General features: G+C 31.8%; 31 protein-coding genes. 14 read left to right on the top strand and 17 right to left on the bottom strand.

The window, feature by feature from the left end:
- Positions 1–30: 30 nt before the first annotated feature.
- Entirely contained in the window at positions 31–456 is a 426-nt protein-coding gene (locus JJ842_09635) for a GNAT family N-acetyltransferase (protein ID MBO6972174.1), read from the top strand.
- Here the strand turns inward: JJ842_09635 and JJ842_09630 are convergent.
- From JJ842_09630 to phnC, 4 genes are read right to left on the bottom strand one after another with little or no spacing between them, the layout of a single operon-like run.
- On the bottom strand, positions 437–1,393 hold the full coding sequence (locus JJ842_09630; GenBank protein ID MBO6972173.1) for a hydroxyacid dehydrogenase: 957 nt from the start codon (positions 1,391–1,393) through the stop codon (positions 437–439). The two genes, JJ842_09635 and JJ842_09630, sit on opposite strands and share 20 nt — an antisense overlap.
- A gap of 10 nt (positions 1,394–1,403) precedes the next feature.
- Positions 1,404–2,201 carry a phosphonate ABC transporter, permease protein PhnE gene (phnE, locus tag JJ842_09625; GenBank protein ID MBO6972172.1) on the bottom strand — a complete coding sequence of 266 codons (798 nt, stop codon included), beginning with the start codon at positions 2,199–2,201 and terminating at the stop codon, positions 1,404–1,406.
- A 38-nt stretch (positions 2,202–2,239) separates the two neighbouring features.
- Positions 2,240–3,118: a phosphate/phosphite/phosphonate ABC transporter substrate-binding protein gene (gene phnD / locus JJ842_09620; protein MBO6972171.1), complete on the bottom strand. Its 879-nt coding sequence runs from the start codon at positions 3,116–3,118 to the stop codon at positions 2,240–2,242.
- A 32-nt stretch (positions 3,119–3,150) separates the two neighbouring features.
- On the bottom strand, positions 3,151–3,936 hold the full coding sequence (gene phnC / locus JJ842_09615) for a phosphonate ABC transporter ATP-binding protein (protein MBO6972170.1): 786 nt from the start codon (positions 3,934–3,936) through the stop codon (positions 3,151–3,153).
- Positions 3,937–4,334: 398 nt separating this feature from the next.
- On the opposite strand from phnC, the gene JJ842_09610 reads away from it, so the two are divergent.
- The gene (locus JJ842_09610) at positions 4,335–4,640 is read left to right on the top strand and encodes a DUF3764 family protein (protein MBO6972169.1); all 306 of its coding nucleotides are present in this window, start codon (positions 4,335–4,337) and stop codon (positions 4,638–4,640) included.
- 3 nt (positions 4,641–4,643) lie between these two features.
- Positions 4,644–4,892: a hypothetical protein gene (locus tag JJ842_09605; GenBank protein MBO6972168.1), complete on the top strand. Its 249-nt coding sequence runs from the start codon at positions 4,644–4,646 to the stop codon at positions 4,890–4,892.
- Between the two features lie 16 nt (positions 4,893–4,908).
- Here the strand turns inward: JJ842_09605 and JJ842_09600 are convergent, their stop codons facing one another.
- The gene (locus tag JJ842_09600; protein ID MBO6972167.1) at positions 4,909–5,079 is read right to left on the bottom strand and encodes a hypothetical protein; all 171 of its coding nucleotides are present in this window, start codon (positions 5,077–5,079) and stop codon (positions 4,909–4,911) included.
- Between the two features lie 152 nt (positions 5,080–5,231).
- Positions 5,232–5,486 carry a poly-A polymerase gene (locus JJ842_09595; GenBank protein MBO6972166.1) on the bottom strand — a complete coding sequence of 85 codons (255 nt, stop codon included), beginning with the start codon at positions 5,484–5,486 and terminating at the stop codon, positions 5,232–5,234.
- 217 nt (positions 5,487–5,703) lie between these two features.
- On the opposite strand from JJ842_09595, the gene JJ842_09590 reads away from it, so the two are divergent.
- The 5 genes from JJ842_09590 to JJ842_09570 all read left to right on the top strand — a co-directional run bounded on the left by JJ842_09590 (position 5,704) and on the right by JJ842_09570 (position 8,569).
- On the top strand, positions 5,704–5,856 hold the full coding sequence (locus JJ842_09590; GenBank protein MBO6972165.1) for a hypothetical protein: 153 nt from the start codon (positions 5,704–5,706) through the stop codon (positions 5,854–5,856).
- A 7-nt stretch (positions 5,857–5,863) separates the two neighbouring features.
- Complete coding sequence (locus tag JJ842_09585) at positions 5,864–6,202, top strand: hypothetical protein (protein MBO6972164.1); 339 nt, start codon at positions 5,864–5,866, stop codon at positions 6,200–6,202.
- 97 nt (positions 6,203–6,299) lie between these two features.
- A complete protein-coding gene (locus JJ842_09580; GenBank protein MBO6972163.1) occupies positions 6,300–6,467 on the top strand; it encodes a hypothetical protein in 168 nt (55 codons plus the stop codon).
- Positions 6,468–6,683: 216 nt separating this feature from the next.
- Positions 6,684–7,412, top strand: a complete 729-nt coding sequence (locus JJ842_09575) for a response regulator transcription factor (GenBank protein MBO6972162.1) — start codon at positions 6,684–6,686, stop codon at positions 7,410–7,412.
- Positions 7,409–8,569, top strand: a complete 1,161-nt coding sequence (locus JJ842_09570; GenBank protein ID MBO6972161.1) for a PAS domain-containing sensor histidine kinase — start codon at positions 7,409–7,411, stop codon at positions 8,567–8,569. The genes JJ842_09575 and JJ842_09570 overlap by 4 nt, the downstream gene beginning before the upstream one ends.
- A 67-nt stretch (positions 8,570–8,636) precedes the next feature.
- On the opposite strand, the gene JJ842_09565 is transcribed toward JJ842_09570, so the two are convergent.
- Positions 8,637–9,962: a carbohydrate porin gene (locus JJ842_09565; GenBank protein ID MBO6972160.1), complete on the bottom strand. Its 1,326-nt coding sequence runs from the start codon at positions 9,960–9,962 to the stop codon at positions 8,637–8,639.
- Positions 9,963–10,310: 348 nt separating this feature from the next.
- On the opposite strand from JJ842_09565, the gene pstS reads away from it, so the two are divergent.
- A complete protein-coding gene (gene pstS, locus JJ842_09560; GenBank protein MBO6972159.1) occupies positions 10,311–11,297 on the top strand; it encodes a phosphate ABC transporter substrate-binding protein PstS in 987 nt (328 codons plus the stop codon).
- Between the two features lie 46 nt (positions 11,298–11,343).
- Here pstS and chrA read toward each other — a convergent pair whose 3' ends face one another.
- Genes chrA through JJ842_09545 form a run of 3 tightly spaced genes read right to left on the bottom strand, consistent with a single transcriptional unit; the run spans position 11,344 to position 14,894 of the window.
- Entirely contained in the window at positions 11,344–12,570 is a 1,227-nt protein-coding gene (gene chrA / locus JJ842_09555) for a chromate efflux transporter (protein ID MBO6972158.1), read from the bottom strand.
- Between the two features lie 30 nt (positions 12,571–12,600).
- Complete coding sequence (gene arsJ, locus JJ842_09550; GenBank protein MBO6972157.1) at positions 12,601–13,860, bottom strand: organoarsenical effux MFS transporter ArsJ; 1,260 nt, start codon at positions 13,858–13,860, stop codon at positions 12,601–12,603.
- An 11-nt stretch (positions 13,861–13,871) separates the two neighbouring features.
- Positions 13,872–14,894 carry an ArsJ-associated glyceraldehyde-3-phosphate dehydrogenase gene (locus JJ842_09545; protein ID MBO6972156.1) on the bottom strand — a complete coding sequence of 341 codons (1,023 nt, stop codon included), beginning with the start codon at positions 14,892–14,894 and terminating at the stop codon, positions 13,872–13,874.
- Positions 14,895–15,060: 166 nt separating this feature from the next.
- Here JJ842_09545 and JJ842_09540 point away from each other — a divergent pair, with 166 nt between their 5' ends.
- Positions 15,061–15,333 (top strand): winged helix-turn-helix transcriptional regulator, encoded by a 273-nt coding sequence (locus JJ842_09540; GenBank protein ID MBO6972155.1) that lies wholly within the window; start codon positions 15,061–15,063, stop codon positions 15,331–15,333.
- Positions 15,334–15,351: 18 nt separating this feature from the next.
- Here the strand turns inward: JJ842_09540 and JJ842_09535 are convergent, their stop codons facing one another.
- From JJ842_09535 to JJ842_09505, 7 genes are all read right to left on the bottom strand, one after another.
- Complete coding sequence (locus JJ842_09535) at positions 15,352–15,558, bottom strand: hypothetical protein (protein ID MBO6972154.1); 207 nt, start codon at positions 15,556–15,558, stop codon at positions 15,352–15,354.
- A 113-nt stretch (positions 15,559–15,671) separates the two neighbouring features.
- Positions 15,672–15,917 (bottom strand): hypothetical protein, encoded by a 246-nt coding sequence (locus tag JJ842_09530; GenBank protein ID MBO6972153.1) that lies wholly within the window; start codon positions 15,915–15,917, stop codon positions 15,672–15,674.
- A 576-nt stretch (positions 15,918–16,493) separates the two neighbouring features.
- A complete protein-coding gene (locus JJ842_09525; GenBank protein MBO6972152.1) occupies positions 16,494–17,786 on the bottom strand; it encodes a hypothetical protein in 1,293 nt (430 codons plus the stop codon).
- Positions 17,779–18,183 carry a hypothetical protein gene (locus JJ842_09520; protein ID MBO6972151.1) on the bottom strand — a complete coding sequence of 135 codons (405 nt, stop codon included), beginning with the start codon at positions 18,181–18,183 and terminating at the stop codon, positions 17,779–17,781. The genes JJ842_09525 and JJ842_09520 overlap by 8 nt, the downstream gene beginning before the upstream one ends.
- Positions 18,183–18,362 carry a hypothetical protein gene (locus tag JJ842_09515; GenBank protein MBO6972150.1) on the bottom strand — a complete coding sequence of 60 codons (180 nt, stop codon included), beginning with the start codon at positions 18,360–18,362 and terminating at the stop codon, positions 18,183–18,185. Before JJ842_09515 ends, JJ842_09520 begins: the two co-directional genes overlap by 1 nt.
- A 2-nt stretch (positions 18,363–18,364) precedes the next feature.
- On the bottom strand, positions 18,365–18,598 hold the full coding sequence (locus tag JJ842_09510) for a hypothetical protein (protein MBO6972149.1): 234 nt from the start codon (positions 18,596–18,598) through the stop codon (positions 18,365–18,367).
- A gap of 194 nt (positions 18,599–18,792) precedes the next feature.
- Positions 18,793–19,515, bottom strand: coding sequence for an NAD-dependent DNA ligase (locus tag JJ842_09505; GenBank protein ID MBO6972148.1), 723 nt, complete (start codon positions 19,513–19,515; stop codon positions 18,793–18,795).
- Positions 19,516–19,926: 411 nt separating this feature from the next.
- On the opposite strand from JJ842_09505, the gene JJ842_09500 reads away from it, so the two are divergent.
- The 4 genes from JJ842_09500 to JJ842_09485 all read left to right on the top strand — a co-directional run.
- Positions 19,927–21,657: a hypothetical protein gene (locus JJ842_09500; protein ID MBO6972147.1), complete on the top strand. Its 1,731-nt coding sequence runs from the start codon at positions 19,927–19,929 to the stop codon at positions 21,655–21,657.
- A 497-nt stretch (positions 21,658–22,154) separates the two neighbouring features.
- Positions 22,155–22,679: an adenine phosphoribosyltransferase gene (locus JJ842_09495; protein ID MBO6972146.1), complete on the top strand. Its 525-nt coding sequence runs from the start codon at positions 22,155–22,157 to the stop codon at positions 22,677–22,679.
- A gap of 457 nt (positions 22,680–23,136) precedes the next feature.
- The gene (locus tag JJ842_09490) at positions 23,137–23,286 is read left to right on the top strand and encodes a hypothetical protein (protein ID MBO6972145.1); all 150 of its coding nucleotides are present in this window, start codon (positions 23,137–23,139) and stop codon (positions 23,284–23,286) included.
- Between the two features lie 157 nt (positions 23,287–23,443).
- The coding region (locus JJ842_09485; GenBank protein MBO6972144.1) for a porin at positions 23,444–23,770 on the top strand (327 nt) is incomplete at its 3' end.

Below are 23,770 nucleotides of genomic sequence, written 5' to 3'. Positions count from 1 at the left end.
GATAAATTTAAGAAGAAAAGATAATTAAGAATGCCAATTTCAATTAGAAAAATATATTCTAATCAAACTATTGATATAAGGCATGAAGCTATTTGGCCAGATAAAAAAAGAGAATTTTGTATTCTTGAAGATGATAAAAATGGTACACATTTTGGTTTATATAAACAAGAGGAATTAATATCAATAATTTCACTTTACATTAGAGAAAGTAAAGCAAGAATTAGAAAAATGGCCACAAAACCTGCTTATCAAAACAAAGGATTTGGGTCTAAATTAATTTGTCATTCAATTTCTTATTTAGAAAAAAAAAAAATAAATTATATTTATTTATTTTCTAGAAAAAAAGCCCAAATGTTTTATGAAAAATTCGGTTTTTTATCTGAAGGTGATTATTTCAAAAAAGAAAATATCTCTTATATAAAAATGTATAAAACTATTAATGATATAAAAAGTTGATAATATTTTGAGCAGCTTCTAATTCAATAAAAAGTCTAACTTCATCAACTGCTGAGCCAAGATGAGGAGTAAAAAAAGTCTTATCTTTTAAATTTAATAATTCCTGATTAATTTTTTTTGGTCGATCTTTTATCGATAAATCTTCAAATTCAAAGACATCTGAAGCATATCCTCCTATGTGCCCAGAATTAATTGCTTGTGCAATTGCACTCTCATCTACTACAGAACCTCTTGAAGTATTAATAAGTAAACAATTTTTTTTTATTTTTAAAATATTTTCAAAGTTAATAAAATGGTAAGTATCGTTTTTTAAAGGTAAAAGAATAACCAAATAATCAGCCTTCTCAAAAAGATCATTTAATTCCAGATATTTGGTGTTTAGTTGTTGTTCATCTATTGAATCTAATTTTTGTAAATCATGATAAAAAAGTTTTACATTAAAACCTTTAATCTTCCTAGCTACTTCAACCCCTAATTTACCCATACCTAGAAGACAAACATTTTTCCCTTCAATTCCATTTGAGAAGAATTTTGGTTCCCAACCTTTAAACTTTTCAGATCTAACATATTCATCACCTATTAGTAGATTTCTTGATAAACCAATAAGAAGTCCCAATGTTAACTCTGCTGTAGGGGAAGCAAGTAAATCTGGGATCATTGTAAATTTTATATTTCTTTTTATGCACTCTTCCAAATCAATATTGTCAAATCCTCTTAGTGCTCCAGAGATGATCTCTAAATTTTTTGAATTATCTAAAAAGTTCTTATCAATTCTATCTGGCATAAATACCATCACACCATTTGCATCTTTACATAAGAACTTTAATTTTTCATAAGTTAGAGGTTTATCATTTTGGTTACTAATTACTTCAAAATTTTTTTCTAATAACTCAATAACTTCAGTATGAACTTTATTGGAAATAACAACTTTCTTCATTTAATGAGAATTATTCAGATACTGATTTCCTGAGATAGTTACTCATGCTATCTAATACAGTTACTACGACTAAAACTACTATTAATAAAGCTGATACTTGAGCATAATCCATTATCCTCAAAGCACTTATGATCTCTAAACCTATACCACCAGCCCCTACAGCACCCACAACCATTGAAGCTCTAAAGTTGTATTCCCATCTATAAAAAGTAACATCAGCCATAGCAGGAAAAACTTGAGGAAGAATGCTATGCACAATAACTTGTAGATCACTTGCGCCAGAAGCTCTAGCTGCTTCTATAGGTTCCTTGTCACAAAGCTCAATAGCTTCAGCATAAAATTTACCTAACATTCCAACAGAATGAAGACCTAATGCCAATGTCCCCGGTAGAGCACCAAAGCCAATCATTGCAACTAGAATAATTCCTAAAATTAATTCAGGAACAGCTCTTGTGACGTTTAAAATTAGTGTTGCTAAGTTGTAAACAATTGGATTTATAGTTGTATTTCTTGCAGCAAAAAAACATAGAAGTAAAGATAAAAAAACAGAAATCGAAGTTCCTGCGATACTCATTGCCAAAGAGTCTATTAAAGGTTTAAACCAAGTTCCAGCTCTTGAGAAATCAGGAGGAAACATTTCCGGCAGTAATTTTAAAACTGCCGGAATACCTGTACTTATCCTTTCAAAATCGAAAAGACCTATAACTGCTAAAGAAGAAAATACAAATATCAAAATTATGAGAACCCTGAAAAATTGTTTTTTCCAAGTCCTCCTTTCGACCTCTAAAATTCTTTTGAATTTATCCATTTAATAATTTTTTTATTTGTATTTGTAAAGTGATTTTTTTACTTAACAAACTTAGAAAGATCAAGACCTAGAAGTTTGCCTGCTTTTCTAATACCGTCATAATCACTATCAGTTATAGATGCGAAACCATCAGCGTTAAAAGGTTTAAGGACTTTGTCACTATCTAGATCTAAGAAAGTAACTCTTATTTTTTCTTTTAATTCAGGAGATAAAGTTGAACGCATTGTCCATGGATATTGAGGAATAGGAGAAGATTGAGCAATAGTTGTTACTTTAGAAGGGTCAATAACTCCTTTCTTCTTTAGGGATTTAAGAATCGGACATGCCATTCCTCCTGCTTGAGCATTTCCATTTTGAACTGCTAAGGCAACAGCATCATGTGATCCTAGAAAAACTCCTTGAAAATCCTTGCCTTTAGTAAGTCCATTTTCAGCAAGAGTTAACTCAGGGAATAATCTACTAGAGGTTGAAGCTGGATCTCCAAGAGCAAAAGTAGTACCTTTGATATCATCAAAACTAGTAACACCTTTTTTAGTGTTTCCAATTATGCAGGAATTATAAGTCTTAGTTCCTCCTTTAATCCTTGCTGCAAAAGGTTCAATATCACTTACTGCTTTAGCTAAAACATAAGATAAAGGTCCAAAGTAAGCTAAATCCAACCTATCGTTTCTAGCTGCTTCAATCATTGAAGAATAATCAGTAGTAACAACTAACTCTATTTCCTTATCAAAGGCTTCAGTTAAGTAATCTTTTAGACCTTGATTATCTTGGATAACGGTTGCAGCATTTTCATCAGGAATTAATGCAACAATTAACTTATCAGGATCAGCACTTGGTCCAGCATTTTTCGTAGAGCATGCCGAAGTAAGCGCCACAAGAGAAATAGTAAAAACGCTTAAAAGAGATTTAAGTTTCATTTTTTTGTTTAAGTTTTTTTAATGAAGTGGTTTTAAACCATTACCACTTCATTTGAGGTAAAATTTGCTTCTTCTGCTATTGGTGAAGATGAATAAATATTTTTTAAAATCTCGTCTGAAAGTTGATCTGATTTACCATTAAAAACTATTTTCCCATGACTTAAGCCAATAATTCTATCTCCATATTCTTTAGCAAAATCAACTTGGTGAAGACTAGTTAATGCGGATATATTATCTTTCTTACAAATATCTTTCAGCATCGATAAAACTTGATGGGAAGTTTTTGGGTCAAGACTAGCTATTGGTTCATCTGCCAAAATCAACGAAGGATTTTGAGCTAAAGCTCTAGCAATTCCTACTCTTTGTTGTTGTCCTCCGCTTAATTCTTTTACTTTTACAAGCGCTTTATCTAAGAGGCTAACTCTATCTATGCAATCGAGAGCAAGTTCTTGATCAAATTTTGGAAGAGGTAAAATACTTCTAAATAGTGAATGAAATCCAAGTCGACCAGTTAAAACATTTTGGAAAACAGTATTTCTCTCAATCAACTGATGTTGTTGAAATATCATCCCAGTTTTTTTTCTTAAATTCTGAAGATCTTTTTTATTTCTTATTTTTCCTAAATCAAAAAAATCTAACTCTCCTGAAGTTAATGGATTCAATTGATTTATTGTTCTTAGTAAAGTTGATTTACCTGCCCCAGAAGATCCAAGAAGGACTACAAATTCACCTTTGTAAATATCTAAGTTTATAGATTTTAAAGCTAGGCTCTCTCCATATTTGACATTAATATTTTTTAAGGAGAGCTTATTATTCACTAAGATTTAATCAATTAAACCTATTTAAAACTGATTTGATTATCTTTTTTTTAACTTAAAATTAATAAAAGGTTAAGCGAATTAAAATGTTTGTTTAAATTGTAAAAGCTATTACTTTTTCTTTTTTTTGAAATGAGTCAGATATAAATTTGTAAAATTTGCAATGACTAATAAGATAAGTAAGAAAGTATTTAGCTCCATATTTTTGTAAGTTTTATTAAATTGATAGCATTGACACTTACCCTTTTCAATAGGAATGTTTATTTAAGAATGTTAAAAATATTAGAAAAAAGGTTGGCTTAAATTTGAAAAAACATCTGTTTTAATTCCATTTAAAGATAATTAACTAAACCTTAATTAAACAGATTTATTTTAATTAAACAAACAATATCTTTATTATGTCTTGTTCCATAACCTCAGTTTTTACTTTTAAAATTGAAAGCACTTTCGATGAATGGGCCGCGATATTTGACAGTGCGGAAGCTGAAAAAAGACATTCTGAATTTCTCATTAAGCCACTTTTTAGAGGAGTAAGTAAGGAAGATCCTCAAAAAGTTATTGTTATTCATCAAGCTCCAGAAGGTAATGTTCAAAAGTTTGTGGAAGCTAATGGTGACTGGATGGCAACGCATAGAGTTGACCTTTCAACAATGGAAGAATCATCTTGGACTTCTTCAGCAACATCGGAAAGTTGTTGTGATTAACAAATGAAAAGACTACTATTCCCACTACTAGCTCTCTCAACTATTTTCCTTGCGAGTTGTACTAGTAACTCAAACGAAATAGGTACTCAAAAGGTTTCTGAAACCCAAAGGCAGAGAGAAGTTTGTCTAGATTGGTATGGCTACAGAATTGATACCAAGAAAGCAATTAATGATTTAAATCTAAAAATTGAAACCGAATCAGAATTAATGGCTTACTGCGATTTCTTCAAGAATGTAGCTGATACAAAATAGATTTTTACAAAAGAATTTATTTTTTGGTGTCTTGCGATCTCATTTCTTTTTGTGCTTCCCTAATTCTTTCTTCAAAGACTGATCTTCTATATGGAGTAACTTCTCCATTTTTAGTTGCCAAGATTTGGGCTTCATAAAGCCTCTTGGCTCTTGTAATTTTTTCTCTTATTTGAGAGAGCTCATTCATGATCTTATGCAGTTAATGAGAATCCCGTTCCCTATTCTCATTTCATGCGTCCAAATAAATTGGATGAACGTAGAAGTAAGCTAACATTAAAAAAAGAAGGTCGGATTTAAGATCTATTTAAAAAATCTTTAAAAGTAGTTTTTAATAAAATTTTAAATAGAAATTTTATCTAGAGGTAAAATATTCTGGGCCTTAATTGAGTCATAATGAATTTCATTCTCTGTATCTTTATACAATCTTCTTGATTGTGGTGATTTAAGGGCGTTATTGTAATTTTCAATAAATTCCGAATCATCCAAAATAGATTTATTTTCTCTTTTAAAACTTTCTTTATAAGAATATTTGATATGCCCTATTTCTTGGGCTTGATTTGAGTTTTTGGGAGAAGGTGAATTTTTTATAATCATTTATTATTTTTTTTATATGATTGTCTTCAATATTCAAGGCGTAAAAATATAGAAGACTTATATAACTTAAGATTATTGGATTAAGAAGTTATTAAGTAAAAAATAAATTTGTTTAAAAAATTTCTAAATTTTGAAATTAAATATTTTTTCTAATAGTCAAAAGTTTATTTAATAAGAATTTAATTAAAAGTTAACAATAGAGACCTAAAAGATAAACATGAACAAAAATCAACTTGTTAATTTCATTACTTTTTCAATTCTTGAAAGTAAAAGAGTTGAAGACAGATTATGTAGAAAAGAAATTTATAGCTATCTTACCCAACTAAATAAAAAACAATTAAAAGCAATTACAAGTGAATTTATCCTCTAAAAAAACTATGAAAAAGCTATTAATTCTTACTATCCTTTTAATTTCTTCTTGTAGTACTAAAGATGAACTATCCATTACTGATGAAAATAAATTATTTTCTGTAACTAAAGAAACTGCAGTTCTTGTTTGTGGAGGTAAATCCAGAATAATTGAAAGTAAAAATGAAGAAATAATCAAAGTAGAAATCAAGGATTCTTCGAGTACTGAAAAAGAAAAATTTGTTCAATTTACTCTTGTTGAGACAGATAGAAAAGGCGGAAAATATAGAATTGTTAATTGTTATCCAAATAAAGATCCGAAAAAATCGGTAATTAAAACAATCAAGACTAATTACAAGTTAAATTAGTCTTAGGTTAACTAGATCAAATGAAAATATTTAAATGAGATTTAAAGCTGCTTTAAACTAAATAATCTATAAAAAAAGAGTAGAAATAATTTTTATTATGCATCCAAGCAAAGTAGTCAAAGATCCAAAAATCAACGATACTTTTTACGATCCAGATGTTGATAAGCTTTATCAATATGTAAAAATTGGTGACTTTCCGCCAGAATGGGTAGTGACAAATATAGATGAAGATGACGATTATTATTACGCTTCGATGGGATATTAGTTTTAATATCTATTATTAAATTCAATAAATTTGTCTCTTTAAAATTATGTGTGAGGAAGATTAAAGAGACAATCTAAATTTAGATAAAAGGGTTTAAGGGAAAATTAAAAAGGAAATAAGATTTAATGAAAAAAATAATAATTCAATGTAAATTAATTATGAAATAATTACATCAAATAAATTTGATTATATAAAATTAATTTGTTGGGTTTTCAAATGACTATTAAAGATCATAAAAGTTTGCAGGGCTCAAAGATTCTTCTTGTAGAGGATGATAAGAGTATTAGGCTGACAGTTAGTGAATCATTGAAAGGCGAAGGTTTTGAAGTTTTAACTTTTAAAGACGGTTTAAGTGCTTCAGATTTTATTGGCGAAAATACTAAAAATGATGTTGACCTTATAATTCTCGATTTAATGTTACCAGGGTTAAATGGATTAGAGTTATGCAGAAAAATAAGAAATGAAGAAAATTATACGCCCATATTAATTTTGAGTGCCAAAGATAATGAATCAGACCGGGTTCTTGGATTAGAGGTTGGTGCTGATGATTATTTAACAAAACCTTTTGGTTTAAATGAATTAATTGCCAGATCAAGAGCATTAATAAGAAGATCTAAACGTAATAAAAAATATATAGAAAAAACGCAATCTATCATCGAGTTTAATCATATAAAAATGTTTTTAGAGGAATGCAGAGTAACTTCTTTTGATAGGGAAATAACTTTATCTCCAAAAGAATTTAAATTATTAGAGTTATTTATGAAAAGTCCAAAAAGAGTATGGTCAAGGGATTTAATTCTGGAAAAAATATGGGAAATTGACTTTATTGGTGATACTAAAACAGTAGATGTTCATGTTAGATGGCTTAGAGAGAAATTAGAAGAAGATCCCTCAGCGCCAAAACTTCTGAAAACTGTAAGAGGTTTTGGATATAAGTTTGGATGAGAATGAAAACACTACAAGAAGTATTATTGTTTTTACATCAGAAGTGGAAAATAAAAGTCAAGCATTTTTCTCAATCAAAAGAAAAAAAATTTGAAGTTGATAAAAATAAGTATAAAAGAACTATTGATTTCCCATTTGATAAAGTTAAACCACAGCAACTTTTATCTTGGTTAGATTATTCATCTCAAGGATGGATTATTTTGTCATCTGATCTAACAATAAAATTTATCAATCAGAAAGGTTTATCTCTCATTAAGTTTATTAAATATAAGGATGTTATTGGAAAAGCAATTAATGATATTAATGAGCTTGAAGTACTAAGAAATAAGATTTTATATTCAAGAAAAAAAGATTTCCCAATCAGCCTAAATTGCACTATTTCGGGGGAACCCATTTCTGTAAATATTGTTAGAGCAAGGAAAAAAAATTATTTAATATTGTTGGAGAGTAAATTATCAATTGAATCCATAAAAAAAAGACAGAATCAATTAATCAACGATGTGTCTCATGAACTGAAAACACCTCTTACATCTCTTATTTTGATAGGCGAAAGACTGGAATCAGTAGTATCAAAGAAAGATAGATATCTCGTTAAAAGACTTAAGAAAGAATCTAAAAGATTAAGAAAAATGGTTGAAGAAACTTTAGAACTTTCTAAGCTAGAAAGTAGCGAGGCTTTTAATAAAAATAAAAAAATATCTATTTCAGATTTAGTGATGGAATCTTGGCAAACCTTAAAACCACTTGCAGAAAAAAAAGATATAAAAATAAATCTACTAATGCCAACAAAATATTTTATATCTGCAGATATTGAAAATTTAAAAAGAGCTTTTATAAATATTTTGGATAATGCTATTCGTTATTCCCCAGCTAATGAAGAAATTCAAATTGAAATTTTTAAAAGAGATAGCTCGGTTGTTATGAGAGTTAGAGATAAAGGTATTGGATTAGAAGAAAATGAATTTAATGATATTTTTTCTCGTTTTTATAGAGGTGATCCATCAAGGACTAAATTCAAGAAAAGTGGAAGTGGTTTAGGTCTTTCAATAACAAAAAAAATAATCAATAACAATAAAGGTTTTATAAAGGCTTTTAATCATAAGGATGGTGGAGCAATTTTTGAAACTATCTTTCCATGTCTCGATAAAGATTTATAGGATGGGAAGAAAAAAGGCTCCATTATGGAGCCCAATGTTTTTACTCTTCTAGGAATTTTGTAAAAAATTAAAAAGAGAATGATACAAATGCACCGGCTCCAGTAGTGTCAACAGTTGTACCTGTCGTTTGAGAAATGTAAACGAAAGGTGTAATACTCATACTGTCGTTAAGTGGATATTCGTAGGAAAGATCATATGCATAAATTTCTTCTGCATTGTCTTTGATTGGTCCATTGGTTCCAATGTTTGCACTTAATGTACCTTCACCTACATCAGTACTAATACCGAAAGCCCATTGAGTTGTGTCTTCCCCTGAATCTGGATTCCCTACTTCAACACCACCGCTAAAGGTAGTTGGTAATTCTTCGGGGCTGTAATATGCAACTAAACCGTAGTAGTTGGCAGTATCTTTATCAGAGTAAGCTACTGTGAAACCGAATGTATCTGCTTCATAACCAAGAGCTAAACCAAAAAGGTCAGTACCTTCTTTAGTAAACAAACCAGTGGAGGTAGTATCGGTTTTGCCTGCAATTCCAGATATACCTAGTCCAAGTTCCCAACCATCTCCAAATCCAGTTGCAGCACTAAGTGAAACATTACCACTTAAGTCAACAGAGTTTGCGGCACCACAATCTCCTAAGTTATCAACCATATTATTCATGGAACATGCATTAGGCCAAGTCTTGGATGCATCCATAGAATCACCAACTGCAACCTTCCATGCGCCTACTGGGAAAGTGTAGTTGAGGTCATTAACCACAAGGGCGTCACTTTCACTTTCTCCCCAGTCTAAACCAGTATTATCAGCACCAACATTTGTTAGACCATTTCCAGTTACTATTCCGATGTTTAAGTTATCTTCACCTGTGAAACTTGTATCTAGGTCAATTCCTAAGGCATATTCAAACTGAACTACATCATTGGCTTTAGTTGCTGAATCAGTTGCACCTAATAGGAACCCTACTTCACCACTCATAGTGGTCGTTTCACTGAAAGAACCAGCTTCAAGTCCGTTAACACGAGCTTCAAGGCCATCAACTCTTCCTTTCATAATTGCCAACTCAGAACCAAGTTCATCACTTAGCCTACCTATTGCAGCTCCGTTCATTAAGCCTTCACCACCAGCGATTAGATTGCTTAATTCAGCAGCAGCTTCTAAACGAGTAACTGAGTTACCATTAAATTTAGGGCTATTTGTAAGATCCTTTAATGAATCGTAAGCCCAATCTCCTGGGAATAAAGTATCAGATTTAAAATCACCTAAAGATACTAAATTGTTGGAGTTTGAATAATCACTAAGATCTGTTGAATTGATCTCAGCTGCGTTTACTGCTAAACCTGATGCCAAAGAAATGATTGCAGGAGCAGCAATTAGTTTTTGAAAAAGTTTCATGAACCTCAACACGTAAAAATGGATAAATATCCAAATCTATGAGAACTAATAAAGGTTAAGAAACGGCCAAGAAATTAGGTCAGAAGGAAATTTTAAAGATACTTTAAACTTTTCTTAAATTAAACAAAATGATTTCTAAAATTTTTGAATATTTTTTAAATAATATTTTTAAATTGAAATTCATTTATTTTCAAATATTTTCAAAACCAAACGTAAATAAGTTATTTTGATATTTAGTTTAAGAAGGGGTTAAGAACTAATTAACCATAGGATAAAGTTTTAATTAATGAGTATTTGTGTGTAAATTTGGTGCTATATATATGAAGTCTTTATTTAATCATGACATCCATGAACATAGCTAAGAAAGCTTTGGTTTTCACTTCTGCAGTAGCCATTGCTGCTGGTACAAGTGTTCCTGGCACAAGTGTTTCTGCTAAAACAAGATTAAGTGGTGCTGGAGCATCATTTCCTGCCAAAATTTACACTCGATGGTTTTTTGATCTAGCAAAATCTGGCGGCCCAAGAGTTAATTATCAAGCTGTCGGCTCTGGTTCTGGAAGAAAAGCATTTATTGATCAGACTGTAAACTTTGGTGCTTCTGATGATCCCATGAAAGATAAAGATATAGCAAAAGTTACTAGAGGACTAGTACAGATACCTATGGTTGGAGGTACTATTGCATTTGGTTATAACTATGATTGCGATTTAAAACTTTCCCAAGAGAAAGCAGTACAAGTTGCTATGGGAATGATTAAAGATTGGAAAGAATTAGGCTGTAAACCAGGGAAATTGACTTGGACTCATCGCTCTGATGGATCAGGTACAACTAAAGCCTTTACAAACTCTATGGAAGCGTTTTCAAAAACCTGGACATTAGGGACAGGTAAGTCTGTAAAATGGCCGGCAGGTGTTGGAGCAAAGGGTAATTCTGGTGTTGCAGGTGTTATTCAAAATACTCCTGGCGCAATTGGTTATGTTAACCAGTCTTATATAAAAGGTAATGTTAAAGCCGCTGCACTTCAGAATCTTTCTGGAGAATATGTAAAGCCAACAGTTGAGGCAGGAGCTAAAGCTCTCAATGGTATTACTTTAGATGAAAATCTTGCTGGTAAAAATCCCAATCCAAAAGCAAAAGGAGCGTACCCTATCGCTTCATTGACATGGATACTCGCCTATGAAAAAGGTAATGGTAGAAACACTAAAGCTATCAAACAAGCCTTTAATACATTGTTAAGTGATGAGTATCAAGATAAAGCTCCATCACTTGGATTTGTTCCTTTGAAAGGAGATATTCTTGAGAAGTCAAGAGCTGCAGTAAAAAGAATCGGTAAATAAAACGTAAGACAAACATTTAAAAGGAGGAAATAAATTCCCTCCTTTTTTATGCAAACAAATATTTTGATAAACCTAATATTAAAGAAAAAAGAATAAGTATGTAGGTTGGAACTGTTTTAAAAAAAGATAATAGTGTGGAGATTAAAACTATAAAAATAAAGCTAATTAAAAAGTACTTTGATGAAAAACTATCTTCAATTAAATTAAAGCCAGAAAAAAAAACTGCTCCTGGAATTGTATTGATTACTCCTTCGATAAAGTAATTAACAGATTTAAATCTGTTTTTTATAAAGCCTTTCCCAAAAACAAAAATCAAAATAAAACTTGGTAAAAATATTGCAAACGTTGATATAAATGAATATTTTAAAGCCTCATTAATACCTCCAATTGAAAAACCTGCTTTATATCCAATAAAACTTGTAATTAATAAGACAGGACCAGGTGTTATCTGGCCAATCATTATCCCATCTATAAATTCATTATTTGTTAACCATCCTTGCGAGACAACATAATCACTCATTAAAGGAATAATTACTAATCCGCCTCCAAATATAAAAAGTCCCGATTTGAAAAAGAATAAAAACAGATTAAGATAATTTATTAAAAACTTTGAGTTTAAAGAATCCTTCAAAAAATTATAGAACTTAAAAATATCTAAAAAGAGTGTACTACTCAAAAATGAGGTTGTTGAAAATATAGATAAAGGTAGCAAGCTATAAAAATTATCTTTGAATTTCCGTAACAATATATTTATCAATCCTGCAATAGTAAGAATTGTTATGAGTGGAAATTGAATACTATTATGTTTGGCAAATATAAGTAGAAATAATATTGAGCTAGAGAATAATATACGATCAAATTTTAATCTTTTTTTTAATAGTACTAATGAGAATGAAAAAATTATTCCTGCAATAATAGGAGGATTAAAATAAATTAAATCTGTTAAGAATTTTGATCCAGAACCAATTTGCCAAAAAAAACTAAGAGCTAATACCGAAAATAATCCTGGGATAATGAAACTTATACCTGATACCAATCCACCAAGATAACCATTAATTTTAAGACCTATATATATTGCCAATTGAGTAGATATTGGTCCTGGAAGTATTTGACATAATCCAATACCTTTTTCAAAAGATTGAGTTGATATCAATTTTTTATTATTTATAAGTTCATCTTCGAATAAAGAAATATGAGCATATGGTCCTCCAAAACTGAAAATACCAATTTTAAGAAAAATTTTTGCAAGTTCAATTAAGGATATTTTTGCCATTTAAATATTCTAATTTCTAAAAATTAGTTTTTATGGTGATGATAAGCTTTGTTTGATTGATGGTAATTTAAGACTAGATATCCAAGATAATAATATTAGAAGTGATGAAAAATAAAGACAATATTGAAGACCAATACTCGGATTTCTCCCAATCATAAATAGTAAGCCAGATAGTAATGTTCCAACTAGTCTTCCAGCAGCATTTGCCATATAATAGAAGCCAACATTTAAACTGACTTTTTCATTATCAGAGTAGGCCAAAATCATATAAGAATGTGTTGAGGAATTCATTGCAAAAACAAATCCAAAAATAGTAAGTCCTAAAATTATTGCTATCGATGGAGAACTTTCTCTCCATAATGCGACTCCTATCAAAGATGGTATGACCATTAATACGGCACTCCAAAATTGTATAGCTTTGCGATCTGGACTTTCTTTCTGGCCCCACATCTTTCTAATTGCTGGAGCTGAAGCCTGAACAATGCCATAACCTATTACCCAGGCCCCAAGAAATAATCCTATTTCTATGTAGTCCCAACCAAATGCCATATCTAGGAATACTGGAAGAGCTACAACAAACCAAACATCTCTTGCTCCAAAAAGAAAGAATCTTGCTGCTGAAAGAATATTTATTGCATTTGATTTTGAAAAAAGATCATTAAAAGCTGGTTTGGTTTTCATCTTGCCAATTTTTCCAGGCAAAATTAATGTCAATAAAAAGGCTAAGCAGAGTCCAAAACCCATAATTCCTACAGCATTATTGAATCCAAATAACTTATATAAAAGTCCACCCAAGAAAAAGCCAACTCCCTTAAGAGCATTTTTAGATCCAGTTAAAATAGCAACCCATTTAAAAAGTTGTTTTTGGCCAGTATCATTGTCATCATTTGTCTCTGGAACTACTGTCTTAACAGCACTTTTAGCACTCATTTTGTTTAAATCTTTTGCTATCCCACTAACTGCTTGAGCAACCATAACGTATGCAACACTAAAAATTACTGGCCAATCTTCCTTAACTGGAATAAGCATAAAAAGAGCGATGATTTGCAGGATAGTCCCAATCCATAAAGTAAGCCTTAATCCATATCTTGCTCCTATCCAGCCACCATAAAGATTAGTAATTATCCCAAAAAACTCATAAAAAAGGAAAAGTAAAGCAATTTGTAGAGTTGTGTAACCTAGCTCATGAAAGTGACCAACAACTAATAATCTTAATGCGCCGTCAGTAAGCGTGAACGCCCAATAGTTTGCTGTTACAACACTATATTGTTGAATATTAGATAACTTCATAAAGACATAAATTAAATCTCTTTTTTGATTACATATTCAGTAAGATCTGCAAGTCTGCAGCTGTAACCCCACTCGTTGTCATACCAAGCGTATATCTTTAATAAATTTGAATTAACAACCATCGTTGATAAACTATCAACTATTGAACTTCTAGAGTCATTTACATAATCTGCAGAAACTAAAGGTCTTTCTTCGTAGCCAAGAATTCCTTTTAAATAAGTTTCTGAAGCTTCCTTTAGTGCCATATTCACTTGTTCAGTTGTCACTTCTTTATTTAATTCAAAAACTGCATCTGTTAAAGAACCATTAAGTAGAGGAACTCTTACTGCATGTCCATTTAATTTTCCTTTTAATTCTGGAAAGATCTCAGCGATAGCTTTAGCAGATCCAGTGGTAGTAGGTATTAAACTTTGCATACATCCTCTTGCTCTCCTCAGATCACTTTTATAAAAATCTACAGGAACTTGAGTGTTCGTTACATCGTGAATAGTTGTAATAGCACCGTGTTTAATAGAAAAATTTTCATTAATTACCTTTACTATCGGAGCTAAACAATTTGTAGTGCAGGATGCTGCAGTTACTAATTTATGTTTGGTAGGGTCATAAAGACTTTGATTTATACCGTAAACAATATTCAGTGATTCAGCTTCTGCAACAATTCCTTTGACTGGACAAGCTACTATTACTCTTTTCATCCCAAGAGTATCAAAATAGGGATTTAGTTTGTCTGGCTTTTTATTCTTTCCTGTACATTCCAAAATAATATCTACAGAAGATTTTTCCCAAGGAATATCAAGGTAATTTTTAAAAGATGTGTAGGTTAATTTCTTTCCATCAATTATTATTTCTTCTTCTTTTACCTTTATATCTTTCACCCATCTACCATGGACTGAATCGAATTCGAGTAAATGCGCAGCAGCATTCGAATCTCCTGCTATCTCATTTATATGAGTTATTTCTATATCAGCTCTATCCCATAATGCTCTGAAAACTAATCTGCCAATTCTTCCAAAACCATTAATTCCAATTTTCATCACTGTTGAAATTTTCTATATTAATTATAGATCAAAATATTTTGATGTATCAAGATGTTTTGATTAATGAAATCTTTTTTATTTAAGCTATATTTAAGAGAATTTAATTACTTTAAAATTGTTAAAAGAGAGTAGCAAATTAAAAAAAGAAAATATATCTAAGTTGATGGTTTCATTTTCTGATCCTTTTAGGCTAGAGATAATTGACCTAATGATGGATGGAGAAGTTTGTGTTTGCGATATTATGAAATTAACTAATTTATCTCAATCCAGAATTTCATATCACATAAAAATTTTGAAGGAAGCTGGTCTTATCTCAGACAGACAAGAAGGTAGATGGGTGTATTACAGCCTAAAGAAAGAAGCTCTCTTTTTGATCAAGGAATGGATAACTTCTTTGACAGATTATTCTTCAAATAAAAAACGTTGCTGCGAATAAATTATATTTTAGATTTTATTAATTAACTTCTGATTCCCTGTCATAAGTCATTCCTGATTGTTCCATCCACTCAGCTTTAGTTTTGCAATTTTGTTTGTGATTAAAGATGTGAAACCCTTCAATAATAATCATTATGGATAAAAGCAAAACAGGAATAAAATATACAGGTGAAGATATTACTTCTTTATATTTGATTTGAGCTATGAATTCCCTGTATTTAAACATCTCCTTAGTTTCTATTTAATAAATAATATTCACCTATGGTTAAGTAAAGTTAAAGAAAAAATCTTTTTAAAAAATTTAGTTTAAGGATGTTTATTAAAAAAAATAAAACCTTTCTAAATGAACCTTTTGATAATATTATTTTTTCTATATTGGATATTTGCTCTAATTTTTTCGGCTAAAGTTGGAAGATTTGGTGGCTCCAGCATTAGATAAACTCTTCCTGATTGTTCTAAATAAATATAATCCTCTAAGACATCTCTATTAAGCAATCTGTAGAGTGTTTTGGTGCTTTTATAACCTAGTATTCTTGAAGTTTCTGAGATAGTGTAAGCTTCGATCTGAAATGATTTTGGTTTCATCTTACAAAATTTACATTTGGTGAGATTCACTGCTATGCAATTATTCTAGTCCATTTACCTGATCAAGTATTTGTAAAAGTGTGTCTAACTATGCAGCCTTTTACCTAGGAGGAATTTGGGGCACGAAATCACCCACTCATTTACTCTGGAAAGGACCCATTTTGGTAATTGATCAATACGTTCTTCCACTCGATTTCTATTTGGTGATAGTAATCCATAAAAAAATGCAACTAATATATTTTAGTTAAAAAAGGTGTTAGGATTTTACCTTAGATCCATTGAGACAAATAGGTTTTTTCATAATCTCTTCTAAATCGCTATAAATCTCTTAAATTTTCTTAATTTGGCTTGTTTTTGCTTAAATTAGCTTATTTTTTTATGTCTATTTCGTAATAAAAAAGCTGTCTCATGTCACAGCGGGGTTGTGAAAACTTGCTGCATCTAATTATTAGATATTTATATAAAAATAGATTTTTTGTAGATTTCCAATGAGACATGAGACAAAACCTTTTAACCTATTGCACCAACATAGATTTGCGCTGACTCATGACTTTTTGGTGCATTGAGTCACTTGAGTCAAATTAATGCTCTAGGTTCAAAATTAGATTTTCTTGGTGATTGGGTCTTCTGCTGTTCTGTCCATTCTGGGTGACTCCAATACCTAGCTCTAACACTTTTATTTGTAATAGGGTCTTTATATCTAGATTGATTTCCTTTATCAAAACCAAGTTTTCTTAAGCAGTCTGCACATAACTTCAAGTCATTTGGTGTAACATTCTCTGCACTTCTACAACCACTATTCACCAAAGCTTGCTCGGTGGTAAATCTAAATTTATTGTGTGGCTTTGTTACCCATTCTTCTATTCTCGCGAGGAATGGATCTTCTGCTTCGTATTCATTATTAATAGAGAAACTTTGAGTCGCATATTCTTGTGGAAGGTCTAGAACCATGCCACTTTTATATGCCAAAGCAGCAGCTTTCCAAATACTGTCTCTATCTCTAAGAACCTTATTATTGTTAATTTGTTTTTCTCCTAAATCAATCACCCAATATCTTCTATTGCCTGTCGGATCGTTTAAAAAATCTTTTCTATTACATGATGAAACTAATATTGAAGGTCTTGGAAATATACCAACTGCCTTCCCATAGGGTCGCCGAAATTTATCTACAGAAGAAGAAAGCAAAGCTTTAAGCTTGGCAGCTTTATCACCATGAGGATTAAGCCTATCTAATTCTGCAATTTCAAATATCCAAGTTGATTGAATTGCCATAAATAGATCTTGTTCTCTAGGTTGCCATGTATCACAAAACCAAGGATCAGAAGCTAAATATCTCCAAAAAGTAGATTTTCCTGTTCCTTGTCGACCAACCAAAACACAACAATTATCAAACTTTATTCCTCTATCTTTAACTCTTCCTACAGCTGCTAGAAGAGTAGTTTTTAGGATCTGATTGTACAATTCAGAATTTGTTCCAAGATAGTCACTTGCAACAGTATCCAAGTTAATAGGTTTGATAGATGGATTAGAAACTATATTTTCTAAATATCTACAAATCGGGTGATATTGACCATCTCTTGCAGCTGTAAGTAGTGCATCAAATGCAGCTTCTTTCCCTATTTCATAACCCATTATTGATAGGTAGTTATAGAACAACTGACAGTATTCAAGATCAATAAAATGATTATCAATTTCTGGTTCTAAAGAAAGAAGATTAAAAGCTAATCTTTTTCCATAATGGGAAACTAATAATCTTGATAATTCACCAGATTTAATTTTTTGATGTTGATTACCTTGGAAGCCTTCTGGAAAATCTTTTAAAAAACCAACCGATATTGATAAGGGTTGATCTTTGGTTAATTTAGTCACGATAGATAGTCTTCCTTCTAGGTGGATTATTTGTAATTGATCTATAAGGCTTTCTCTTCGCGGGTGTATGTCCTTGAGTTACTTTGCTATATCTACGTCTAGTTTCTTCTCTTGCTTTAGCGTAAATTTTCTCTCGCTCTTCTTGGAAAATATAATGATACTTGCCACCATTACCATGGTATCTATGGTCTTCTGGTTCACCACTCCAAGGAGTTTTGACTTCTTTCATTTCTATAACTAGAGCAAGTTGTATTTGGTATTCTTTTAAATACTTTGGTGTTATTGGTTTAACAAAACCCAACTTAAGCCAATTACAGAATTGATCATCATAACGAAAGGTTGCACGATACCTTCTCTGCCAATCTCTGTATTTTTCCTCCATAGTCATTTTTTCCATTATTGCCACCATCTCCAACCTTGGATCTTTTTGAATTTGTCTTCAGTTACGCCCTCTAACTCTTTGCACCAACTTAATATTAAGTGCTTTGAAAATTGACTTTGATTAAATGTTAAATTGAAAGCAGCAAAATCTTTTTGGCTCTCATTGGCGTGAGAGTCATTTTTTTTGTTTGTCATTATTAGCCCCTCGCTAGTTCTAGTTCTCTTGCATCCCTAGCATCTCTCTCCTTTAGGGCAGCTTCACATAGTTCTATGTCATAAAGAATTGGACTATTATGATTTCCCGCAAATTTCCTTCTGTAATGTACTCCCGCTTTAAAGACTTTTCCTTGTCTAAGTCTTCTTAGTGTTGCTTCTGAGAAAGCAAGAATGTTGGCGGTCTCAGCTGCTGTGAGCCATTTTTTAGTAAACATAGAGTGTCTCCTTTAGAAAGTGTGTGGAATTTCATAACGTATAAAGATAAGGTATAAACTCTCGGTGTTAGTGATTAGGATGAAGCCTGTTCTCAACTGAGTGTTGTAGGCATGTTAGGAAGAGTTAGATCTAGTGACAACCCCTTAAATAGAGATATATCGGCATGTGTGAGGTTTTGTTATGACAACACCTATCAACATTTGATTGCATATTGATATTGATAAAGCTGTTTCTGCAATTTTCTACTATTTACAGTTAATACAAATCCATCCATTGGATATGAAGAAAATAGCTTTCCTTCTAACCAAAGCTTTCTATATATATCTACTTCACTTAAATAATTAGTAAATATATGTTCTGGAACTTCAAAACCTAGTTTCTTAAGTTGTATTAGTTGCGTATGTTTGTTTAGTTCTGAATTTAGGATTTCAAAACTACAAAAAGATAATCCTTCTCCTGTAGGAATTTTCTTTCTAAGATGACCACCCGCTAAAGCTTGAGACTTGGTTGGTATTAAACCATGACCATATAGTTCACCTCTAATTTGGATGTATATATTAATAGGCAATTTATGAGGAATATTTTCTATTGTTTTTAATGCTTCTGTTTTGTCCTTACCTTTTCGAGTAATTCCTTTAATAAGCTTTCCTTTGGAGTACATAAGACCAACAGCACATCCATCAATCTTTGGTGTAAGGATCAATCTTGTGACTGGAAGAAGAGTTTCTAAGAACTCCTCATAGTTACCATTGCCCATTGAAGGCAGTACTTTGTTTTGGTGAAAGTAGGAATTGTTAGGATCAATCCTTTTTAAATTCCTTACTAATGAGTCAAACTCTTGATCTGATATTTTGGCTCTACCTTTGCGGTAGGAAACATCAAATTCTTTGATTGTTTTGGATAAATTTGCGTACATATGCGTACAAGGGTGAATTATGAAAACGCTTATCCTAGTTACTGCAATACTTTATGTTCTGAGGGTGGATGCTCCCAAAGCACCCGCGCTACCAAGCTGCGCCACGCCCCGCTCATAAGATCTTAGTTCATAAGAGTCATCTATAAAAGACCGAATTGCAAAATTTTTTATAAAAAATCACTTTTAAGGCTGGAAAACAATTTTTTATTGCTATTTTTGCTAAAGAAAAGAATGTTTCGTAGCTCAAAATAAGTTATATAATTCCAACGAATCCCTAATAAAACAATTCCCCGTTATTTTGAGTTGTGATTTTAATGGTATTAAATGATCCTTTTATGAATTGTTTTATATTTAAATAAAAGAGTATTATTGAGAAAAATATAATTTATGAAAAATTAAGAGATTTATGAAATGAAGTTAGTATTTTATTTTTTCATAATTGCTCAAATCTTAAATTTTCTTGGTTTAATTGCAGAAAAGGTTACAGAGAATTCTTCTGAATTTAATTCAATTAAGTGGGAAAAGGTTGCAGAGGATTCTTCTGAATTTAATTCAATTAAGTGGGAAAAAGAACCAAAAAATAATGAAAAACCTTTAAAAAAAATTATTTGGAAATCTTATAAGGACGATAAACATTATTTTGAAAAAACAAATTTCAAAAACAAATCAAAAAAGAATTTTGACAAAGCTCTAGATGATTCCTCAATTTGGCGTAATCGCACTTTAAGGTTCTCCTTTGAAGAAATTGACATGCCTGATTTTGGCGAACAAATGGGTTTGTACAGTATTGGGGCTTACGATCAACTAAACCCTTGGTTATATGGAGGTATCACTCTTTACGGCGCTGCGACAGGACGTCGTGGTGGTTTTTTTACTGGTGGCTATACCTTGGGCGTGGAACGTAATTTATTCAATAACTTTATTCTCGATGCGGGTAGCTATGTGGGCGCAGGGGGCGGGGGTGCAGCTGCTCAAGGAGGCGGGTTGATGATCCGCCCCCATATCGGCCTCAAATACGACTTTAACTGGAGCGAAATAGCCCTTAATTATACTTATGTTGACTTTCCAAGTGGAGATATTTCTAGCGATGCAATCGCGCTTTCACTGGATATTCCCTTCAGTTCACCAATACTTAAGGGGGAAGATGATCAGCTGACCGCGCATGATTATTTTGGAAACGAATTGATTAATGTTAGTCGACACCGATCACACCTGGCCACCCGCGTGAGGTCCTATTCACCGACCAGAGGTAGCAAAACCACATCTGGTGCTGTACTTAATGATTCATTGGGATTGGTGGGCGTAGAGTACTCTTACTTTATTGATGATAACTGGTTTACTACCTTTGAAACTTCCGGTGCCATATCAGGCGGAGTAGGAGGGTACGCCGAACTTTTGGCTGGGATAGGCTATCGCCAACCCCTAACTATAGACGACCGTGTGGCACTACTACCCTCCTTAACTATTGGAGGTGCAGGAGGCGGGGAGGTCGAAACTGGTGGAGGATTTGTTGCTAGAGCAAATCTAGGATTTGAATACCGACTTTTCCCTGAGCTTAGTCTAATTTTTGATAGCGGCTATCTTACCGCTCCAGATGGAAATTTTGACACTTCATATTTTGGCTTAAATTTGGCATATGTAATGGAAACTTTTGCTCGGGATCAAAAAGGAGCGCCTCTAGCGGAAACAGATATTATAAAAACTACTAAGTGGCGCTTTCGTCCTGCGCATCAATGGTATTTTGATGCTCAACGTAAAGGAGGGGTATCACGAGATATGCAACTTATGGGGGGGAAAATTGATTGGTTGGGAGGAGATTGGTGGTACCTCACTGGACAAGGCTTAAGCGCTTATGGAGGAGGAGCTGGTGGCTATTCAGAAGGGCATTGGGGAGTAGGGATTTTGGGCCCGAGTTGGAGGAACTGGCGATTCTATGGTGAAATGCTTATTGGCGCTGGAGGGGGAGGAGGAGTTGATAGCGGCAGTGCCTTATTGTACAAATCGAGTGTCGGGTTGGAGTACAATTTAAATAAAGATTTTAGTCTTCAAACGGGCATAGGGAAAGTGATTTCTAAGGAAGGTAATCTTGATGCTAATACCTTTGATACTAGTCTGGTTTGGCGTTTCGGAACCCCAAAATAAAGCTCCTAACTTTCAATTTAGTATAAAAATAAAATTTGGACGATTGTTCAAACTTTTCTTAAGTCGTTTTCGCAAATAAAAATTGCTTTTCTATAAACGCACTCGCGCTACTGGGCTGCGCCTCGCTGCTCTTCTAAGAACTTACTCTATAAAATGCATCTGTTAAAGAACAAATTATAAAAAATTGATTTTTTTGGAGAAAATTTACTAATCCTTTTTAATTTAAATAGTCAACTAAACTTTTTTTTAATCAATGTGAATAAACTCTTGATAATTATTAATTAACTTATTGCTAAAAGTTTTTGTTAAATAGCTTTGAATGTTTGTTTTATTAAAAGTATTATCAAATTTTTTAGAATATTTCTCTTAAAAAACTTTTCTTACATAATATGTTGCTAAAAATTTATTAAATAAATTTGTTTTTTGGATTTAAAGTCAAACACACACAATTTTCAGTTAAAGTGAAATATTATAATTTTAAATTTTGAGTTAAGCTTATGGTTTTTGAGAAAAAAAAGGTCATAGATTTGATTGATACATATAAAGATTTTCCAAAAAAAGGAATAGATTTCAAAGACATTCTTGGAATTATTCAGGAACCCAAGATATTTAAGGAACTTATTGTAATGATGTCATCTAGCGAAATAATCAAAAATGCCGATGCAATAATTTCTATAGATGCAAGGGGGTTTATTTTTGGTTCTGCAATATCTTTAGAATCTTCAAAACCAATGATTTTAGCTAGAAAGCCTGGCAAGCTACCAGGAGAACTTTCTGAAGAAAAATATAGTCTTGAGTATGGTGAAAATTCTCTCTCAGTCCAAAAAAAAGCTCTCCAAAAGTATAATTCCTATGCCATTGTTGATGATCTATTAGCTACAGGAGGAACTGTAAATTGTGTTTCAAAATTGATAAAAAGTAATAATAAAAAAGTTACTGGTCTCTTAGTTGTAGTTGAACTTAAAGATTTGAAAGGAAGATTTAAATTAGATTTCCCAGTAGATGCCTCTGTTTGTATTTAGTAATTTCGATTCTAAATTAATCAAGATAGATCACGGTTATCAAGGTATATATAAGATATATATATATAGATAAAAAATTTAATAAGTTACTATTTTATAAACTATCTCTGAAATATATTTATATAAGTCCCATGGATCCTGCCGTGAAACCAATAATTAGAAAAAATGAAAATTCTGCAAGATCTCGCGGTAAAGAATTAACAATTAATTTGAATTGAGTCATTTGACCTTGTGCTCCTCAGGTATATATATTTGCCGGAAAATCTAACTCAAAAATTTTTAACTTGAGGCAATTTTCTTTATTTTTTTCTTTTTTCTAAAGAATTTAGAAAAAATTTATTTTTTAAGCAAATTTCTCTCTAAATAATTCCTATTCGCATATCGTGATGTTGAATAATGACTTAAATGCTATATTAAAAAAAATTTTGATAACAACTTGGACTATAAAAAAAAATCATTGAATAAAATTAATTGCAATGACAGCTATGAAGAAATTGATACTAGGTTAGCTTCCGGCTGGTATGTTGATTCTTTCGGGAAAGGTAAGAAAAAAAAGTACAAAACTAAAGAAGTATCTTTTACTATTTCCAAAAGGCAAGAAAATTAAAATATCTTCAATTACAGAGATTTTATTAATATAAACTTTTGATGTTCAGATTTTTAAAGTGGCACATTTTTATGAAAAAAGTATCATCTAATACTTGATTTTGTATGCGGAAATACACTATCTTAAGGTGTACTTTAAATTTCGTGTGAGGAAATTTATGAAGCTTTTCAAAAGCTTGCTTGTAGCTCCTGCGACTTTAGGGCTTTTAGCTCCTATGTCTGCTACTGCAAACGAAGTTACTATTAATGACTTCAACCCTGCTGAAGAACTCGCTATCACTAATAGCCGTGTAGATGGTTTAGAAGCAAGACTTAACAACTTTGAAGCTGGTGGCTTCTCAGATACAACAACTGCATCATTCTCAGTTGATTTCGGAATTGGTGCTGTTGATGGATTAGGTATCGCTACTGGAGATACAGAAGGAGATGAAAGTATCCAAGCTGTTTATGGTTTCCAGATTGACCTAAATACTAGTTTCACTGGT

It is taken from the genome of Prochlorococcus marinus CUG1433 (assembly GCA_017644425.1).
GTDB classification, from domain to species: domain Bacteria; phylum Cyanobacteriota; class Cyanobacteriia; order PCC-6307; family Cyanobiaceae; genus Prochlorococcus_A; species Prochlorococcus_A marinus_U.
Note: the sequence above shows the minus strand (reverse complement) of the source record. Positions and strands in the feature narration are given on the sequence as shown.

Coding starts and splice junctions, on each gene's coding strand:
- JJ842_09535 (MBO6972154.1), bottom strand. CDS start 15,558: ATGTTTAAATACAGGGAATTCATAGCTCAAATCAAATATAAAGAAGTA.
- JJ842_09515 (MBO6972150.1), bottom strand. CDS start 18,362: ATGACAAACAAAAAAAATGACTCTCACGCCAATGAGAGCCAAAAAGAT.
- phnD (MBO6972171.1), bottom strand. CDS start 3,118: ATGAAACTTAAATCTCTTTTAAGCGTTTTTACTATTTCTCTTGTGGCG.
- pstS (MBO6972159.1), top strand. CDS start 10,311: ATGAACATAGCTAAGAAAGCTTTGGTTTTCACTTCTGCAGTAGCCATT.
- JJ842_09585 (MBO6972164.1), top strand. CDS start 5,864: ATGAAAAAGCTATTAATTCTTACTATCCTTTTAATTTCTTCTTGTAGT.
- JJ842_09505 (MBO6972148.1), bottom strand. CDS start 19,515: ATGTACGCAAATTTATCCAAAACAATCAAAGAATTTGATGTTTCCTAC.
- JJ842_09595 (MBO6972166.1), bottom strand. CDS start 5,486: ATGATTATAAAAAATTCACCTTCTCCCAAAAACTCAAATCAAGCCCAA.
- JJ842_09580 (MBO6972163.1), top strand. CDS start 6,300: ATGCATCCAAGCAAAGTAGTCAAAGATCCAAAAATCAACGATACTTTT.
- JJ842_09600 (MBO6972167.1), bottom strand. CDS start 5,079: ATGAATGAGCTCTCTCAAATAAGAGAAAAAATTACAAGAGCCAAGAGG.
- JJ842_09605 (MBO6972168.1), top strand. CDS start 4,644: ATGAAAAGACTACTATTCCCACTACTAGCTCTCTCAACTATTTTCCTT.
- JJ842_09635 (MBO6972174.1), top strand. CDS start 31: ATGCCAATTTCAATTAGAAAAATATATTCTAATCAAACTATTGATATA.
- JJ842_09540 (MBO6972155.1), top strand. CDS start 15,061: ATGGTTTCATTTTCTGATCCTTTTAGGCTAGAGATAATTGACCTAATG.
- JJ842_09590 (MBO6972165.1), top strand. CDS start 5,704: ATGAACAAAAATCAACTTGTTAATTTCATTACTTTTTCAATTCTTGAA.
- JJ842_09575 (MBO6972162.1), top strand. CDS start 6,684: ATGACTATTAAAGATCATAAAAGTTTGCAGGGCTCAAAGATTCTTCTT.
- chrA (MBO6972158.1), bottom strand. CDS start 12,570: ATGGCAAAAATATCCTTAATTGAACTTGCAAAAATTTTTCTTAAAATT.
- JJ842_09530 (MBO6972153.1), bottom strand. CDS start 15,917: ATGAAACCAAAATCATTTCAGATCGAAGCTTACACTATCTCAGAAACT.
- JJ842_09630 (MBO6972173.1), bottom strand. CDS start 1,393: ATGAAGAAAGTTGTTATTTCCAATAAAGTTCATACTGAAGTTATTGAG.
- JJ842_09500 (MBO6972147.1), top strand. CDS start 19,927: ATGAAGTTAGTATTTTATTTTTTCATAATTGCTCAAATCTTAAATTTT.
- JJ842_09510 (MBO6972149.1), bottom strand. CDS start 18,598: ATGTTTACTAAAAAATGGCTCACAGCAGCTGAGACCGCCAACATTCTT.
- JJ842_09570 (MBO6972161.1), top strand. CDS start 7,409: ATGAGAATGAAAACACTACAAGAAGTATTATTGTTTTTACATCAGAAG.
- arsJ (MBO6972157.1), bottom strand. CDS start 13,860: ATGAAGTTATCTAATATTCAACAATATAGTGTTGTAACAGCAAACTAT.
- JJ842_09565 (MBO6972160.1), bottom strand. CDS start 9,962: ATGAAACTTTTTCAAAAACTAATTGCTGCTCCTGCAATCATTTCTTTG.
- JJ842_09495 (MBO6972146.1), top strand. CDS start 22,155: ATGGTTTTTGAGAAAAAAAAGGTCATAGATTTGATTGATACATATAAA.
- JJ842_09545 (MBO6972156.1), bottom strand. CDS start 14,894: ATGAAAATTGGAATTAATGGTTTTGGAAGAATTGGCAGATTAGTTTTC.
- phnE (MBO6972172.1), bottom strand. CDS start 2,201: ATGGATAAATTCAAAAGAATTTTAGAGGTCGAAAGGAGGACTTGGAAA.
- JJ842_09610 (MBO6972169.1), top strand. CDS start 4,335: ATGTCTTGTTCCATAACCTCAGTTTTTACTTTTAAAATTGAAAGCACT.
- JJ842_09520 (MBO6972151.1), bottom strand. CDS start 18,183: ATGGAAAAAATGACTATGGAGGAAAAATACAGAGATTGGCAGAGAAGG.